At 38.7% G+C, this 17,708-nt stretch carries 11 protein-coding genes and 1 pseudogene; 2 read left to right on the top strand and 10 right to left on the bottom strand.

The window, feature by feature from the left end; all coding sequences use genetic code 11:
- Window positions 1–23: 23 nt before the first annotated feature.
- The 8 genes and pseudogenes from cas9 to AB5627_RS08890 form a co-directional block, all read right to left on the bottom strand.
- Window positions 24–3,446 carry a type II CRISPR RNA-guided endonuclease Cas9 gene (gene cas9, locus AB5627_RS08925; protein WP_368369807.1) on the bottom strand — a complete coding sequence of 1,141 codons (3,423 nt, stop codon included), beginning with the start codon at window positions 3,444–3,446 and terminating at the stop codon, window positions 24–26.
- A 156-nt stretch (window positions 3,447–3,602) separates the two neighbouring features.
- Window positions 3,603–4,550, bottom strand: coding sequence for a helix-turn-helix transcriptional regulator (locus AB5627_RS08920; RefSeq protein ID WP_368369806.1), 948 nt, complete (start codon window positions 4,548–4,550; stop codon window positions 3,603–3,605).
- A 365-nt stretch (window positions 4,551–4,915) separates the two neighbouring features.
- On the bottom strand, window positions 4,916–5,104 hold the full coding sequence (locus tag AB5627_RS08915) for a hypothetical protein (RefSeq protein ID WP_181984125.1): 189 nt from the start codon (window positions 5,102–5,104) through the stop codon (window positions 4,916–4,918).
- 375 nt (window positions 5,105–5,479) lie between these two features.
- Complete coding sequence (locus AB5627_RS08910; protein ID WP_368369805.1) at window positions 5,480–6,964, bottom strand: UDP-glucose--hexose-1-phosphate uridylyltransferase; 1,485 nt, start codon at window positions 6,962–6,964, stop codon at window positions 5,480–5,482.
- Between the two features lie 14 nt (window positions 6,965–6,978).
- Window positions 6,979–7,962 carry a UDP-glucose 4-epimerase GalE gene (gene galE, locus AB5627_RS08905; RefSeq protein WP_368369804.1) on the bottom strand — a complete coding sequence of 328 codons (984 nt, stop codon included), beginning with the start codon at window positions 7,960–7,962 and terminating at the stop codon, window positions 6,979–6,981.
- A 12-nt stretch (window positions 7,963–7,974) separates the two neighbouring features.
- On the bottom strand, window positions 7,975–9,249 hold the full coding sequence (locus tag AB5627_RS08900) for a galactokinase (protein ID WP_368369803.1): 1,275 nt from the start codon (window positions 9,247–9,249) through the stop codon (window positions 7,975–7,977).
- Between the two features lie 15 nt (window positions 9,250–9,264).
- Window positions 9,265–12,264, bottom strand: a pseudogene (locus AB5627_RS08895) (glycoside hydrolase family 2 TIM barrel-domain containing protein).
- A 15-nt stretch (window positions 12,265–12,279) separates the two neighbouring features.
- The gene (locus tag AB5627_RS08890; RefSeq protein ID WP_368369802.1) at window positions 12,280–13,677 is read right to left on the bottom strand and encodes an MFS transporter; all 1,398 of its coding nucleotides are present in this window, start codon (window positions 13,675–13,677) and stop codon (window positions 12,280–12,282) included.
- Window positions 13,678–14,019: 342 nt separating this feature from the next.
- Here AB5627_RS08890 and AB5627_RS08885 point away from each other — a divergent pair, with 342 nt between their 5' ends.
- Window positions 14,020–14,709: an AraC family ligand binding domain-containing protein gene (locus AB5627_RS08885; protein ID WP_368369801.1), complete on the top strand. Its 690-nt coding sequence runs from the start codon at window positions 14,020–14,022 to the stop codon at window positions 14,707–14,709.
- Window positions 14,710–14,886 carry a helix-turn-helix transcriptional regulator gene (locus AB5627_RS08880; RefSeq protein WP_368369812.1) on the top strand — a complete coding sequence of 59 codons (177 nt, stop codon included), beginning with the start codon at window positions 14,710–14,712 and terminating at the stop codon, window positions 14,884–14,886. It abuts the gene before it with no gap.
- Between the two features lie 71 nt (window positions 14,887–14,957).
- Here the strand turns inward: AB5627_RS08880 and AB5627_RS08875 are convergent, their stop codons facing one another.
- The gene (locus AB5627_RS08875; RefSeq protein ID WP_265290593.1) at window positions 14,958–15,086 is read right to left on the bottom strand and encodes a hypothetical protein; all 129 of its coding nucleotides are present in this window, start codon (window positions 15,084–15,086) and stop codon (window positions 14,958–14,960) included.
- 78 nt (window positions 15,087–15,164) lie between these two features.
- Window positions 15,165–17,087, bottom strand: a complete 1,923-nt coding sequence (locus tag AB5627_RS08870) for an ATP-binding protein (RefSeq protein WP_265290592.1) — start codon at window positions 17,085–17,087, stop codon at window positions 15,165–15,167.
- Between the last annotated feature and the right edge of the window lie 621 nt (window positions 17,088–17,708).

Here is a 17,708-nt window from a genome sequence, read left to right as displayed (position 1 = left end):
TACACCAAAATCTTTAATGGAAACTAATGAAAAAATGAAATTGTAGCATTATCATACCCACCATATTTCTCTATAGAAAGATTATGTTTTATGCTTACCATACCCTTACCCTTTCTCAGCGGATTCTGATCAAAAAAGCCTCCATTTTGACCACTCTTTCGCATATAAGCATATCTCACATATCGTATGCTATTCTTTGACATCATTTTTCTAACGATAGCAAAAGATGTCTCAGGATCCCAAGCAACTTCTCCTCCACGCTCTACTTTGCGTGTTATAACGCCTGTTTTCTTGCCGTCTGAGTTCTTCTGAAATATTTTAATGGAATATTTCTCATTGTTCTTTACAAAATTCAGCGGATCTTTAGTAAACCTCGTGTTGTAAACATTACCCAAGACTATATTAAGATAAGCGTCCTTTGCATGGTGAAGATCATTTACTTCACGACATTTGAGCATACCCATTTCCTGCCTGAAATCAGATACAAGACCTGCTTTTACATAAACTATTTCTGTATTTGGAAACTGCTCTTTAAGTAATGTAGCAACCGCTTTTGTAGATTGTCTTGTTTCCACAAGCTGACGTGCAATAAAACCTGAAAGCTCATCATCTGTAAAAGGCGTACTTCTTGTTAGTCTTTGATACTTTTTCTCGCTGATAAGTCCTTTTTTATAAAGAGAATGCCACAACCCTGCCATACTATGCCTAATATCATCACTAATAGGATAACTGTCACTTTTCTTGCCGTTTTCATTGCTGCTGACAAGAACTTTGTTATCAAGACTGTCATCTTTTATCTTAGCCTGCGGCCATATATGGTCTATATTCCATTTATGTTCATTTTCCACTTCTTCAAATGGGATAGGTTTTTCAGTATACATACATCTGCCAAGCTGCATAAAGTAAAGAAAATACTTGTCACTTCTGAGTTTTGCGTCATCAATGGTATCAAGATGTTCCCATATGCCTGACTTTTTCAGATCATTTATATCTTTATTGTCAAGGCCATGCCAATGTTCAAGGATTTGATCCTTACGAGAATTTGTTCTTTTTCCTTTCGGTGTTTCACCTGTACCTCTTGCCATTTCTATAAAGATCTTGTCAGGATCTCTGCCTTGTATCTTTTTAAGTTCCTTTACAATATCAAACGTCCTTGTTACTGCACGGCGTACTGCAGTAGGGACATACATATCTTTCAAACGTTCACTCATGCTCTTATGATTTTCAGGTAGTGCATAATACTGCCTGTTCATATGCTCAATATTTTCTGAATATCGATATTTTGAACTTAACAACTGCATTATGTTCTCGTTGGTTTCCCACAGCATCGTTATGATATTCTTATCGCTCTCTGCCTCACCTGTCTTTGTATCAACTGGCAGCACATCTTCCAAGAAACAGCGTGACAGTCTGCCATAATCCTTATATTTAAGCTTTGTGATATACTTTACATCTTCGTCTGCAAGCATCGGAAACTGTGTTTTAAGCCATTTTTTCAAACGTATATTATCTGTTGTGACTGTGATATGTTCAATAATTTCCTCGACCTGTTGCTCTGTAAGAATACCATTAGACAACATTTTCTTAAAGTCATGATAAGATCTCAAAGCAGATTTTGCTATATCGTCAATACCTGTCACCTCATCACTATCCGCTGCATAGCCATGAGAAATAAGGCAGTCGCGTATCTTCTTTTTGCTGACTCTTGACTTGTTCCTTTCAAACAATTCTGTGTATATCTCTTGTTTTGTCTGAACGGATATAGGCTCTCCATTAAGTTTTATATTGTTTATCTCATTGAGAACGCTGAACTTGCTATAAAGCAATGAATATTTAGGCAGAACGTCCTGACCTGCAACGTATGTACATTTACAAGTCATACGACGAATAAACGCGTTTTCACTCTCATCTTCGTTTACCATGTCAGTAAAATTCCATGGAGTGATCTTACCGTCGAGTTTTCTAACAAGCCACGCATTTGGACTTTTCTTACTATCGACTAGTGGACCAACATAATAAGGCACACGGAATTTCATTATGCTCAGTATTTTATCCGCTACCGTACCATACTCATCTCTTTCATTAAGAAATGGAAGATAACCACAAGCATTTTCCAGTATCTTTTTAAGCTCTACATAATAAAGCTGATATGGTATAACTCGGTTGTCTGTAGTCACCTGTTTAGGACAAAGAGAATTTTGTTCACACTTTTCAAGGAGTTTGTCAAGGCAAGGTTTATCTTTTTCATTTGGTTTTATCTTGCTTAAAAACTTTTTAGTAAACTTACAAAAATCCTTCTGACTACACTTTTTATATTTACTATCTCTAGTTTTATCGGAAGATGCATTATAAACGTAACTTGCATAGTTCTGTTTTCCACTGACCTCTTTGAACATTTCATTGTAATCATCTTTGGTAAGATATTCTCTGAACAGATATTTTAGTGCATCGAGATCATATCCATGCTCATCATACTTATCTTTTTTAGCCTCAGATATAAGAGATTTACCCTCAAGAATATCCACCAGCAGCGACCAATCATAAAGACTTTTTACGCTTTTGAGCAAAGCAAAATCAAGCTCGTCTATCTGTCCTTCCAGCATCTCTAGAGTATCTCCAAAATCCGCATTCCTTACGCAAACGGAATCTTTCTCAAGGTCTGTGTACTCTTCATTTGCAAAGAACTTTGATAGCTTTTCCGTACCGCCACTAAGCAGCTTTATAAGTGCCGAGTAGCTGATATTTTCATTATCATAGGTCTTTACCTTACCGCCAAAAAGAAGTTTATCAAAATCTTTATTCTTTGCAGATACCGTTTTATGGCTTTTTAGTATTTCAGCAAAATCATCGGCAGATCTGTCAAACGGTGGTTCATCATCAAGCTTTTCTTCCAGAGCTTTATAAAAGCTTTCATAGAGCGGCTCAAACTCTGTTACTTTGCTTATATCGTCCTCTGATACCGGAAGAAGGAAATGTCCTCTGTGAGCAAGCAGATATACACAGGCAAGATATACAAGCCTTACATCATGAGGTTCTTTGCTTTCCATAAGCTCACAGATAAGGTGATGTATAGTTGGGTACTCTTCAAAATAATCCTTATCAGTGTAATCAGGATCGTCAAAGAAAATGTTATTTGTTCTATGTTCAGCGTCCTCAGGCAATAAGGCACTTTCCTTTAGCCTACGAAAGAAATTTTCATCCTTTTCACATACAGCCCTAACAAAAAACTCCTGCAATAGTATTATTCTTTGCTTACGGCGATCAAGCCTTCTTCTTGCCGTGCGGAATGACCTTCTTTCCGCAGACTGCTTTGCCTCATCAAAAAGATGAACACCCCACATTAAGTTGTTCTTGTATTTTTTCAGCTTATATTCACTGTTTGTCACAGCCCAGCCTACTGAATCTGTTCCTATATCAAGTCCCCAAAAAATTTTTTCGTCAACCACTTGACAAACCTCCCTTTATGTGTTAATATAGTGTCATAGGATTACTACCCTATAAAATTACACTACGAGTTCAAATAAAAATTCTTTCAAATCGTTGGTTTCATACCTTCATCACGAGTGTCGTGTTCAGATCCTTGTCTTTGACAGGGATCTTTTTTATTGTTGTTGATCTTTTTGCTCCAAAGCTGATCTTACCCATTTGTAATACTCCTCTCTTATATCTTCAGGTTCATATATCTTCATACTCCTAGGAAATTGTAGCATCCACCCCCATAGAGTCGGACTGATTTGCACAAGCACCGTGGTTTTACAGATATCCCCATTACAACGAATTATTATGTCATGCCCAAATTTATCATAGACCACCTCTATAAGTTTAGAAGAAAACTGAAACGTCACCTTTCGTATACTGCCGCCATACATCTTGAAAGACTGTAAACGATATGTGCTAACATTTTTCAGTACCTCAACAGCATTTTGACTTATTGGTTCAGAAACTATCTCAGGATCTTCTATTCTGTCAAGTCTGAATGCTTTTACCTTATTGACATATTCAGGGTCGGCACGATAACATAAAAGATAGTAGTTACCGTCCTCAAATATCAATCCCAATGGTTCTTCTTGATATATAACTCCGTCATGTGCAAAGACCTTTTCGTCATATTCATTAAGGTGAAAATATTGAAAGCGTATTCTCATCTGCTTTTCAATAGCATTTTCAACTATCTCTATATTCTGAAAAATGCTGTCATTCTTATGTTTTACAGTCATAAACTGCAAGGTATGACGCTTGAGCAGTTCCACTCTATATTTACAACTCAAGTATGCCAACTTATCGAGAAGTATTTCCGTCTTATCGGCAGGAATAAAAGCAGCACTCTGAACTGCATCCATAATTATCTTAATTTCCGAAACACTGAAACGGCGTTCATTCACATAATATGTGTTGTCATGAAATGAACGTCCTTTCAGTATCTCATAACCGTTAGAACGTAGAGTTTCTATATCACGGTATATAGACTTTCTTTCACTTGAGATATTGCACTTAGCAAGCTCATCTATCAGTTGTTGTGTCGTCATCTGATGCTCAGAGTCAGTCATCATATTCAATATTTCCCATATTTTTAAAAGTTTAAGTTTATTTGGTACATTTGACTCCATTGCTAAGTTCCTTTCATCATGAAATGTTCATAAAATAAGTATAACATATTTAAAAACTCCAAGTCAATATTTACAAGTACCAATTTTGGAACTTAAAAGAAAATTAAAAAAAATATTTTATTTTGTTAATCATCGTCGATTTATAATATAATGCCATAACAGCACCATTCACTAAAGCCTTTCAAGAATGAACGGTGCTGTTCTTTGGTACCCGTCAAACCCTCCGCATCTACCCCACCGATGTCTAAAGAAGTATAATAAACTTTGGTTTTGTCAATATTACTTGACACATTTTATTCGAACAAGAATTATGCAACGAGAAAGATATGATCATAGTAGAGCTTTCTTCGGGCTGCCGGAGGCAACCCACCGTTGGCGGTGCAGATTCTTCTGTTGGCCCAGTAACTCATATAATATCTCCAGATCATAGTCTTCAACTCTTTCATAGTGTAGTTCTCCGGCTTGTCTTCACGGTTGTAGAACAGCTCTTCTTTCATTCTTGCCCACATACTTTCACAGCGTGCATTGTGCATTATCATGACATCTTCCGTTGGTGCTGTTCATGCTTTGAATGATCCCATATTTCTTTAAAGCAGCATCCCGGCATCTTTTCTCTGTGCAATGCAAGGGTCGAAAATAAGTTTAATGCATTTAAGGAATACGCCAAGAGGTACAACCTTCATTGGGGCTTTGTGCGTGACATAGATGAGGAATTGTACATAAATAATACAATCTACACTGAAGATATGTCAGGAGATAATTGGATTTCACTGGATGATGTGATGAAATAAATTCTCAGCCTTGAATAAACGAATTAAATTAAAAATGAGCTACTGCACATGATGCAATAGCTCATTTTCGTATATTCCAAATCAACCTAATTGTTCTACAAATCTTGCAAATGCTTCTTTTCCTTGTTTATCTCTCTTAAATACTCCGGCATCTTCAAGTACCTGTTCAAAAACTCTGCCGACTTCATAACGAATGATATCCATTGCATTATCAGCGTTAAAATCAGAATATTTTTTTAGAATTTCACTTGCCCAAATTGCATGAGATGCAATTTTATCATCTGTAGCAATCTCTTTGCCGGACAGCATTGCATCTTTTAAAAGTGTCAGTTCATCTGCTAAACGCGCCGGAAGAACAGCAAGTCCCATAACTTCAATCAATCCGATGTTTTCTTTTTTGATATGATGTAAGGTAGGATTCGGATGGAACACACCTAACGGTCTTTCTTTCGTTGTAATATTGTTTCTCAATACCAAGTCGCATTCAAATCCAGAAGAAGTTGCTCTTGCAATTGGAGTAATTGTATTATGCAGAATTCCGTCTGTTTCTGCAAAAATTCCAACCACTTCATCCGTATAAGTTCTCCATTTTGATAAAATATCAGCACATGCAGCTGCCAAAGCCGTCCTGTTTTTTGAAGAAAGACGTATCACAGACATCGGCCATTTTACAATGCCGGCACTAACATTCATATAATTTTTCAAAAGAAATGTTCTTTCAATCGGTGCTTTTGCCATTGCAAAATTATAATTGCCGCCTTGAAAGTGTTCATGCGTTAGAATGGAGCCGCCTACAATAGGAAGATCTGCATTTGAACCGATAAAATAGTGTGGAAATTGCTCAACAAAATCAAACAGTTTATTGAATACCTGTGCATTAATTGTCATAGGAATATGCTGTTTATTAAAGACGATGCAGTGTTCATTATAATATCCATAAGGAGAATACTGCATGAACCAATCTTGGCTGTTGATATTCAACTTTACCGGACGAAGATTTTGTCTTGCAGGGTGTGTCTGGTGACCTGCGAATCCCATATTTTCAACACAAAGCTGACATGGAGGATAGGCTGATTTTTTTTGCAATTTAGCAGCAATATCACGAGGATCTTTCTCTGGCTTAGAACGGTTTATAGTAATGTCAAGTGTTCCATATTCTGATTCATATGTCCACTTTAAATCTTTCGCAATTCTTTCAGCACGAACATAGTTCAGGCTTTTACTAAAAGCATAATACCATTCTGTAGCTGCTGATGGCGAAGCAGAATATTTTCTTTGAAATGCGGCATTAACTTCTCTCGGCATAGGTGTGAAAACACCCATAACTCTTGTATCGAATAGATCACGTTGTACAGAAGTGTCTTCAATGATTCCTGCCTTTACTGCATAGTCGATCAGGGGTTCAAGAAGTTCTTCAATATTTCCCGTGAGTGGTTCTTTATCATTCCAGTCAGTCAGTTTTAGTATATCCATGAGCTGATTTCTAACAACGAAAATATCGTCATTTGTAATCAAATCAGCTTCTATTGCATGACGGATTAATCCGTTTATTGCCCTGTATATCATGATAACACCTCTTTTCAAAAACCATCTGGATGATTCTTATGCCAATTCCATGCGTCAGATATAATTTCTTCAAGGCTATCATGTACAGGATTCCAGCCAAGAATTTTTCTTGCCTTTTCACTGGAAGCCACCAGTCGTGCAGGATCTCCGGCACGTTTTGGCGTTTCAATTGCCGGAATCGGGTGCCCTGTCACTTTTCTTGTTTTATCAATTACTTCTTTTACGGAATAGCCGACACCATTTCCAAGATTGAAAATATTGCTTTTGTTTCCGTTTTTTAAGTACTTTACAGCGAGAATATGTGCCTGAGCCAAATCGGTAACATGGATGTAGTCTCTGATACAAGTTCCATCAGGAGTATCATAATCTGTTCCATAGATGGAGATACTTTCTCTCTTTCCGTTTGGGACTTGAAGAATCAAAGGAATCAAATGACTTTCCGGATTATGAGCCTCGCCGATTTTACCTGATTTGTCTGCTCCGCAAGCATTGAAATAGCGGAGAGAAACGTATCTTAGACCATGAGCTTTTGAAGTCCAATAGAACATCTTCTCCATAGCAAGTTTGGTTTCACCATATGTATTGGTTGGCTGTGTTCTGTCTGTTTCAAGAATCGGAATATTTTCCGGTTCACCATAAGTGGCAGCGGTTGAGGAAAATACAATTTTATCAATATGGTGTTCAACCATGGAACCCAAAAGAATTTTTGTTCCGCAGAGATTATTGTCGTAATACTTGAGTGGATTGACAACGCTTTCTCCAACAAGAGAATATGCTGCAAAGTGAATCACTGCATCTATCTGTTCGTTTTCAAAAATATTATCAAGAAACGCCTTGTCATGCAAATCACCCAGATAAAATTTCGCATCTTTCGGAACAGCTTCGATGTGTCCGGTTGCAAGATTGTCCGCAATAATAACGCTTTCTCCGGTGCGAATCAACTCTAAAGCTGTGTGAGAACCGATATATCCTGCACCGCCTAAAACAAGTATACTCATTATTCCCTCCTATTATTTGATTTCAATACCGCCAAACGGTCTGATTGTCATAATATAGCACGAATTTTGTCCAAATATTCTGTCCATTTCCGATCTATATGCATTGACCAGATCATTTGGTACAAATGCCTGAACAGTCCCTGCGAAACCACCTCCGTGAACTCTTACAGCACCATTGCCTTTTAATATTCGTTTCCCCGCCACAATTGCAAGTGGAATACCTTGTTCCGTTGGTTTTCTGCATGAGTATAAATTTTGCAGATAGTTCATGGAGGAATCTCCCGATTCGTTTACAAGCGTGAGAAAATCCTCAAATCTGTTGTTTTTGAGAGCTTCCGTTTCTGCCTTTGCACGATAATTGTCGCCAAAAAAGTGAATTGCACGCAAGACAGCTCTGTCAGAAATCTTCTTTTTAATATCAGGGAGATTATCCCAAAATTGATTTTCATCAACTTCACGAAGAACCTTTTTGCCGAAATATTCTGCAACTTCGTCCATTTCTGTACGAACGGCTACATAATCATCTGTCAAATCAGAATGATCTCCTTTGGTGTCTGTTATGATCAATGCATAGCCGGTTTTTGAAAGGTCAAAATCAATTTTTTGGATACTTGGATTTTGAATGTTTTGAAAATCAAGAAAAACAAATCCACCAACGGAGCAAACCATCTGATCCATCAATCCGCTTTTCTTGCCAAAATAAAAGTTTTCTGCATATTGTCCGATTTTTGCGATTTCTACTGCACCGATCTGATTGTTATTGTAATAGCTGTCAATTGCTGTTGCAATCAATGTTTCAAATGCAGCAGAAGAAGAAATACCGCTTCCACCAAGTACATTTGAAGTTGTATACATATCAAATCCGGAAATTTCTACACCTAAATCCTTAAAGCGAGCTGCAATCCCTCTGACAATTTCAGAAGAACCTTTTTCACCGATATGAACATCCAAATCGTCCAGTGAAACTGCAAATTCATCGTATCCCTCTGATTTAATTCTGATGATGTTTTCGTCATGAAATGCTGCAACACCGATAACATCTAAGTCAACTGCTCCTGCAATGACACAGCCATGTTGATGATCGGTATGATTACCGCCGATTTCTGTTCTACCCGGAGCAGAATAAACGTGTATATCATTTCTATTCGGATACAGTGCTGTGAATTTCTCCACAGCACTAATATATCGTGATTTCTGACTTTCTATATCCTGTGGCTTATAAATATTTGCGAAGATATTATCAAATCCACCACAAGTAACATTGTCTTGAAAATCCTGTATTTTCATTGTTTTCCTTTCTTCTTACGATCTTAAGGGCATAATTACAAATTCCAATTTCATCGGCTGATCTGCATGGATTCTGTACTCCTCATGCACCGGTGCACCCCAGGAATCATCGCCGCCGACACCCATTTGCTTTGCAGCGATTCTGACCCATGTGTAGCGAACACTTGGAAGTTCATCCAGATGCATTGCGTTTTCGAGTTCATAGGCACTGTATGGCAGTACGCTCATTTCAAACGGAGCAGATGCCTTTTGGAACGTCAGACCATGCTGCATATCATCATGGACAGAGAGCGTTCTTACACCGGTACGATTGCCGCATTCCTGCGGATTGAGATAGCCGGAAAGATTTTCTTTTGCTGTAGATTTCCACAATCCCAGTCTTGCTCCTTTGCATCGGTCGCTGTAATTTTCATCAGGGCCGAGTCCGTAATACTGAAAATTGCAAAGCTGTTTTTTCATCTTGAAGTCCAATGCAAGAACCGGCATATCGGACATACCGCTTACTCCTGCATAATTTACACTTACGCCCAGCTTTCCGTCAAAGTGTGCGGTATAGGTTACAGTAAACTCAAAAGTCGAAACACAGGCAGCCTGATATGTGAATGTGATTTTCAAAGCATCTTCCTGTTCCAGCCATGAAACGGTTTTATACTTTGCAAATTTGCCTGCGGAATACCACTGTGCAAGATTGTACGGCTCGGAAGCACCAGTGTCATTGTCCGTCATTGCTCTCCAGAAGCTGACCTTTGGTGTGCGTGTGATATATTCAAAATCATTGTATTTCAGAGAACTGATGCCACCCTCTTTTTTGTCGAACATCATGGAGAAGTTTTCTCCGTGAACACCAATGATAACATCGCCGTATACAATCGTTGGCTTTTGCAATGTGGTTTCCGGAATCTGATTATCTTTCACTTCAAACACTTCCTGTGCAAAGGCAATTTCGTGCCCTGCATCTGCCCATAGTGTCTGATCTGCGGTAACGGCGGAAACATGATAAACATATTCTCCTGTACTGTCTATTTTATGAAGCGTCAGTTTCATTGTCTTGCTTTCTCCGGCAGGAACATTCAGAGAAAATGTATCGGATTTTAGAACAACGCCGTTCTTTTCCAATCGTACAACAAAGGACAAGTTGTTTGTATCTGCAAAGAGATTTCGGTTTTCTACGGTAAGCATTCCGTTTTGAATAGACATTCTGATGTTGGAGTAAAGAGCCTTCATTTCCTGAACCTTTGGAGAGTAGGTTCTGTCAGCATAGATCACACCGTTGGTGCAGAATTCGTAATCGCTTGGTCTGTCCTCAAAATCTCCGCCATAAGCCAGAACTGTTTCCCCGTCGTCATTTTGGGTTTCGATTGCCTGATCGATGTAGTCCCAGATGAAACCACCCTGATAAGCCTCATATTTGTCCTCAAGGTCAGTGTAAAGGCTCAAACCGCCAAGAGAATTGCCCATAGCGTGCATATACTCACAACTGATATACGGTCTACCTGTATTCTGCTTCAGATATTCTTCCACTTCCTGCGGTTTTGCGTACATACGGCTTTCCATATCCGTGATGAAATCATACTGATGATTCGGAACTCTTGTAACACCCTCATAGTGCACCAGTCTTGTCGGGTCTACACTTCTGAAATATTCCGACATTGCAGCAATATCTTCTCCGCAGTAGGATTCGTTTCCACAAGACCAGATGAGAACACTTGCATGATTCTTGTCCCGTTCGTACATTGATTTTGCTCTGTCCAGTACAGCTTCTTTCCATTCTGGAAGTGAACCCGGTACATTCCAAGACGGATCTGTTGCACCAAGCTTCTGCCATGTACCGTGTGTTTCCAGATTGGTTTCATCAATCAGATAAATGCCGTATGCATCACAAAGCTGATACCAAAGAGAATTGTTCGGATAATGACAGGTACGAACTGCATTGATATTGTTTTTCTTCATGAACTGAATGTCAAACAGCATATCTTCCTTTGTGATTGCTCTGCCTGTTTTCGCATCAAATTCGTGTCGATTGATGCCCTTGAAAATGATACGTTTTCCGTTTAAACACATGATTCCGTTTTTCAGTTCAAATCGGCGGAATCCGACCTTGGTTCTGCTGACCTCGATTTCATTTCCGCTTTCGTCTGTCAGAATCACTGTAAACGTGTAGAGATTCGGTATTTCAGCACTCCAAGGCTTGCTATTTTCAATTGTCCAGTTTACGGATTCCTTTTCATTGGATTGTGCAATGACCGTTCCATTTTCATCTGTCAAGATCGATTTCACAGAACACTTGCCCGCAATATCCAGCGTTGCAGAGAAGATACCGTTTGCACCGTCATAATCTGCAATCACTCTCATATCACGAACATGGGCAGACGGTGCCGCATAAAGGAATACGTCACGGAAAATGCCGGAGAATCTCCAGAAATCCTGATCTTCCAGCCAGCTTGCAGAACTTCTTTTGAACACTGCAACAGCAAGTTTATTGTCCTTTTCACGGATATATGGTGTCAGTTCAAATTCAGACGGTGTAAAAGAATCCTCGCTGTAGCCGATAAATTCGCCGTTCAGCCAGACATACATAGCAGTTTCCACACCCTGAAAAGAAATGAATACACGCTTGTTTTTCAGAGCATCGTTCAAGTCAAAATATCTGACATAGCTGCCGACAGGGTTGTCCTTTTCAGAGATAAACGGCGGACGGAGATGCTCCTGTCCCTCCCAAGGATAAATAGTATTGACGTACTGCGGTTTGCCGTATCCCTGCAATTCCATGTGTCCCGGAACCTGAATGTTGTCAAAATTGTCAGTACTGTCGCTTTATTCATAGAACTTTTGCTGCCATTCAGACGGATTCTTTGCCCACGCAAATTTCCAGGTGCCGTTCAGATTCTGAATCAGAGAGGAATTGTCTGCATCGGCTTCCAATTGGTTTGCATAGATTCTGTGGTCGGAATGTGCTGCGATTCTGTTGACTGCAAACACTTCCGGATCGGTCAGCCAGTCGAGTGTATATTTCATATTGTTCCCTCCATTTTAGTTCTGTGATTCCATCACAACTTCATTTTCGGATATTCCAAGTTTTTCTTTGATTTCCGCATTTGCCTTTTCAACATTCATCTTAGAAAGAATAAATGTGATGATCAGATCCAGTGCAAACGGAACGATCAGATACATAATGTGAAGCATATTGATAGCAGAATCAGGCTGTACTGTCAAAGTGCCCTTGAATCCGCTAAAGTCGAGCAAAAGACCGACAATTGCTGTTCCAAGTCCACCACCAATTTTTACACCAAGTGATGTGCAGGAGTACATGATTCCATCAACGTGCTTGTGTTTGGTAAGCCAGCTATATTCAGAGCATGATGCGATGACTGCATTCATATCACCTTGCCATGGACCTTGACCGAGTGCTGCAAGTGCTGTAAATGAAAGCATCAGCGGAATGTTTCCCATGTATCCGGCAACTGCTACCAGAAGTCTGCCAACTGTTGCTACCATGTAGCTGTATTTGTTCAGCTTATACATGCCGTTCCATTTTTGTACGATGGTAGGAGTGAAGATCAAGGCGATAATCAAAGGAATATTGATAAACCACGCAAATGTGCCGAACATATTCTCATCTGCGAGAACATATTTTGCATAGTATGTTCCAACACCGATCATCGCACCATAGAACTGCTGCAAAATATAGGTTACTGTGATCATCACATAATATTTGTTGTGTACGAGAATTTTGAATGCTTCTCCAAAACTGTATTTGGTTTCTTCTATTTTTGTTTCACTGTCTGCAAGTTCCTCATCAGAAAGTTCCTTTACAGAAAGAGCGGAAATTGTATTTACAATAAGACCGATAACCGCATAAATAATTGCGACTGTTCTCCAGCCATTTGCACCACCGCCCATTGCTTCAACAAATTGGAATGTAACAGCCTGAATCAGGAGGCTTGTTCCAAATGCGAAGATAAAGCGATAAGAACCCATCTGAACTCTTTCCTTGCTGTTCTTTGTAACAAGAGCGGTCAGAGCAGAATATGCGATGTTGTTTGCCATATAAAATACACTGTTAAGAAGTGTGTAGCAGATAAAGAACCATGCGTACTGAGCAAAATTATCCATGTTCATCGGGATTGTAAATACACCAATCAAGGTAATTGCACAGCCGATAAAACCATAAAGCATCCACGGTTTTGCCTTGCCCATTTTCGTATGTGTCTTATCAATCAACGTACCAAAAATGATGTCTGTTATTCCATCAAAAATCTTCGATACAGCAATGAGAACGCCAATAACACCTGCGTTTAATCCAATCGTGTCGGTAAGATAGATCATTACGAATGATGTCAGCAATGCATAGACAACGTTCCCTGCAACATCGCCGGAACCATAACCGACTTTGTTATACCACTTTAAGTATGTTTTTTCTTTGCTCATAATAGAGCTCCTTTCATTGTTTGTATGCCCACATGGACAGAATTTTCCCATAATGAATGATACGAACTGCTTTTCATCTTGCAAAAACGAAATAATTCCATCGTCAGAATAGATGATTATTTTTTTGACTATAAAGAATTTTTACTGAATTCAACATGAAATTACAATGAAAGACGTCTTTTTTTTAATTCTTTCCTCTCATTTCTTAACTCTATTATACCACGCAAAACGGCTTAAAAAATACACAAAGTTATAAAATATATGCACAAAGTTTAGGATTTTTCTTGTAATCAGTGCTCAGGTGTGATATACTATAGTTATAGAAGCAAGGAGGTGCTTTTTATGTTTATGAATGTTGCCTATTTAAACAACTCTACATCTACTGTAGTGGATAATACGAAACCTTTAATTGTAACAAGCTGCGGAAATTATCGTGTGAAAAATCGTTCTGAAGTAGTAACACATCGTCCGAAGGGAAGAAAAGATTATCAGCTTTTATATATTGCCTCCGGAAAAGGACATTTTTTCATTCACGGAGAAGAAAAAACGGTTTCAGCCGGAAATATTATTATATATTTGCCGGATCAACCACAGGAATATGTTTATTATCGTGCAGATCAAACCGATGTTTATTGGGTGCATTTTACCGGAAATGAAGTAGAAGAAATTTTAAAGTATTACAATATCAACCTGAAAAATAATATTCTCTATATTGGAACATCTCCCGATTATCAGTGGTTATTTGGTCAGATGATTCAGGAATTGCAGCTTTGCAGACCACGGTATGATGAATTGATCTCTTTGCAGCTGCGAAATATTTTTGTTTTGATAAGCCGTGCAATCATGAGTGCAAAGAAATTCAGCAGCACCAGTGAAAAAGAAGTTGCTTTTGCGATGCACTATTTTCGTAAGAATTACAACACAGAAATCAGCATTGAGGAGTACTCCGAATCCAGAGGGCTTAGCAACTGTTGGTTTATTCAGTGCTTTAAAGAAATCACAGGTTCCAGTCCGCTGCAATATATCTTATAGCTGCGAATCTCCAACGCACAAAATTTGTTAGAAAATACGGACTACACCATTACTGAAATTGCAAATATGGTTGGATACACCAATTCGCTTTATTTCAGCAGACTGTTTCATAAATACATTGGTATGTCACCAAAAGAATATCGAAAAGTAAAACTCAAAGAAAATCTCAGGGAATAAAAAACAAAACTCGTTTGGCTAAAACTAAACCAAACGAGTTTTGTTGATTTTTGATAAGAAATAAGGAATGGCTACATTACCAAACACGTCTGAATTGCAATCTCCTCAGCCTGCAGCTCGAAGAGATTTTCAAGCAGCCAAACCTTAGCCGTATCAGCATTTTTCATCGCAAGTGCATATTCAGGATCAGTAGCACGCATTTTGTTCCAGATCTTCCATAATCAGCAGAGAAGATTTTGAAAAGGTACAGGAAAATCAGAATTAACTTCTTTGTTTTCCTAATAGTGTTTAATGTATTTAGTGATAGTATCGATTAATTCCTCCATGTTAATCGGCTTGGAAATATGGTCATTCATGCCTGAATCCAGGGATTCCTGAATATCATCTATAAAAGCATTTGCAGACAAAGCTATAATTGGAATCGTAACTGCATCGGACCGCTCTATACCCAAGGCTCGAATGGCTTTTGCTGCTTGGTGTCCATCCATGTTTGGCATCATAATATCCATCAAAATAAGATCGTATGTGCCTCGTGGATGATTTTTAAACAAATCCACAACTTCTTTTCCGTCTGATGCGCGTGTTACGGTCACACCAGCATCTTCCAGCATCATCGTAGCAAGTTCAGCATTTAGATCATTATCCTCAGCCATAAGAACATGAATACCCGTCAAATCTCTATGTAGATGTTGTTTTTGTTCTGATTGAATAACCTGTTCTGACAACTCCAGTGGGATCTCCACTGTGAATGTAGAACCTACACCTTTTTTGCTCTCAACAGCGATCGAACCGCCCATCATATCCACATATTTTTTTGTGATGGCCATACCAAGGCCGGTTCCCTTATATTGAGTTCTGGCATTAGCATCATCTTCTTGTGAAAACGGATCGAATAATTTTTTCTGGAACTCTTCGCTCATGCCAATACCGTTATCACGAACAACATAACGAGTTATGATATGTTTCTCATCCGCTCCTGGGTAACTGCTGATATCCAAAGTGATCTTTCCGCCGTCATTTGTGAATTTCACAGCATTGCCAAGAAGATTCACCAAAACTTCTCGGATACGCGCAACATCCGCAAGGACATATGGGTTCTTTGGGATTTCTCGATGTACTTCAAACTTAAGATCTCGATTATAAAGAAGTCCATTCATAATCGCCTGGACGTTATCTGTCAATTGAGTAATGTCCACCGGCTCGGGCGAAATAGTAACTTTTCCACTTTCAATGCGAGTAAAATCCAGAACGTCATTCAACAAAGAGAGAAGATGATTCGAACTTTTTTGAACTTTCTCCAAGCTATCATGAATATCTGAAACCGTGTTCTGGTGAAGCGCAATGTTTGTAAATCCAATAATGGCATTCATCGGCGTTCTGATGTCATGGCTAATACTAAGCAAAAACGCAGATTTTGCTTTGTTGGCAGCATCTGCTTCCTCAGCGGCGGTCATTAATAATTGTTTTTGTTTTTGCTCTTCTGCCTTGCTTTTCTGGTAAACATAATAGGTATATAGACAAATCAAAAGCAATACAGCCCCTGCGACTAAACCGCAGATGATGGAAATATGATTCGTCTCTTCAACCATTCCATAAGCTGATTGCATATCCATTTCAATGCAAAATGCGCCAATGATTTCTCCTGTCCCATCATGATTTGCTCTTACAGGATAGCAAGCCGTAAAAATCGGGCCCCATGTTGTATCAATGATATCCTGAGAATACACATTTTCCCCAGAAATAGCCCTATCAATATACGGAACCATTTCTTCCTCAATATAATCTCCAGGGTGTCTTACATCATCCGCATCCGAATCCAAACCGTCTACCACATAAACGAGTTTTCCTTCTTCATTTTTTGTAGCGGTATAAATATATCGAGTAGAATTCAGTGTTCTGATTTCATTAAAATATGAAGAAATATCCTTATATAATTGCTTCTTTTCATCAGATTGATCTTTGATTTGATCAAAATCTTCTTTGCCGATTTTTCCATCCACGAGTTTGTGTACTGCATCTGCACTCGCTGTGTCACGTATGATTTCTGTTTCAAGGGCGGTCTTAGTGTAAGAACTTTGCAGAATAAATGTGTACAACGCTATTACAAAAATCGTCAAAAGCCCCGCAATCACAAAGATACTGCCTGTATTCTTCAGCCTAAGGAGTTTTTTTAAATTAATTCCTTCTTTTGTTTTCTTCATGCTGCTCATTCACATCCTTTAAATCCCAATTTATCGTTCATCCCTAACCTCTATAATTTCACCTACAAAAACAATATGTGGTTGCCAGCCTCCATTGAAATCGGGATATACTTTTGGCAAAAAAATGTTAATTTTGCCTCTTTATAGGTTACTCCCTGACCGATTTCAATAGGAGTCAGTCTTGCAGGATTGGTTGTCACCCTTTTTCATTTTCCAAAAATCATCCCAAAATGCCTGACATCTAATCCACTGTCTCAAATTGTGACATCTAATCCGAGGTTACAAGCTGACACATATTTTCGCAGTAGACTGGTTCTTATTTACCTTTCCTTGACATCAACACTACCATCTCCACATGGCTCGGTTCTCCAACGAGTAACCTACTCAAGACCCACTGTACAAGGGAATGGTGGAACGCACATTTTACCTTAAAATCTAGGGTTTTGAGCCTGTATAATCTTGAATTGCCCTATAATTTGTATAGGCAAACAGGGTAAAGCTCTGTTCCTTAAACTTCATTTTTCATGTCACCCCTACAAACTGAAATTTAAGTTTTTCGTCTATTCCTTATTGAATAGATAATTGTTATAGTTAATGTACACAAAATTAAAATATGTAAAA

This window comes from Ruminococcus sp. RTP21198st1_G1_RTP21198_201120, from assembly GCF_040924265.1.
GTDB lineage: Bacteria > Bacillota > Clostridia > Oscillospirales > Ruminococcaceae > Hominimerdicola > Hominimerdicola aceti.
This window is presented reverse-complemented; position numbering and strand designations above follow the sequence as displayed.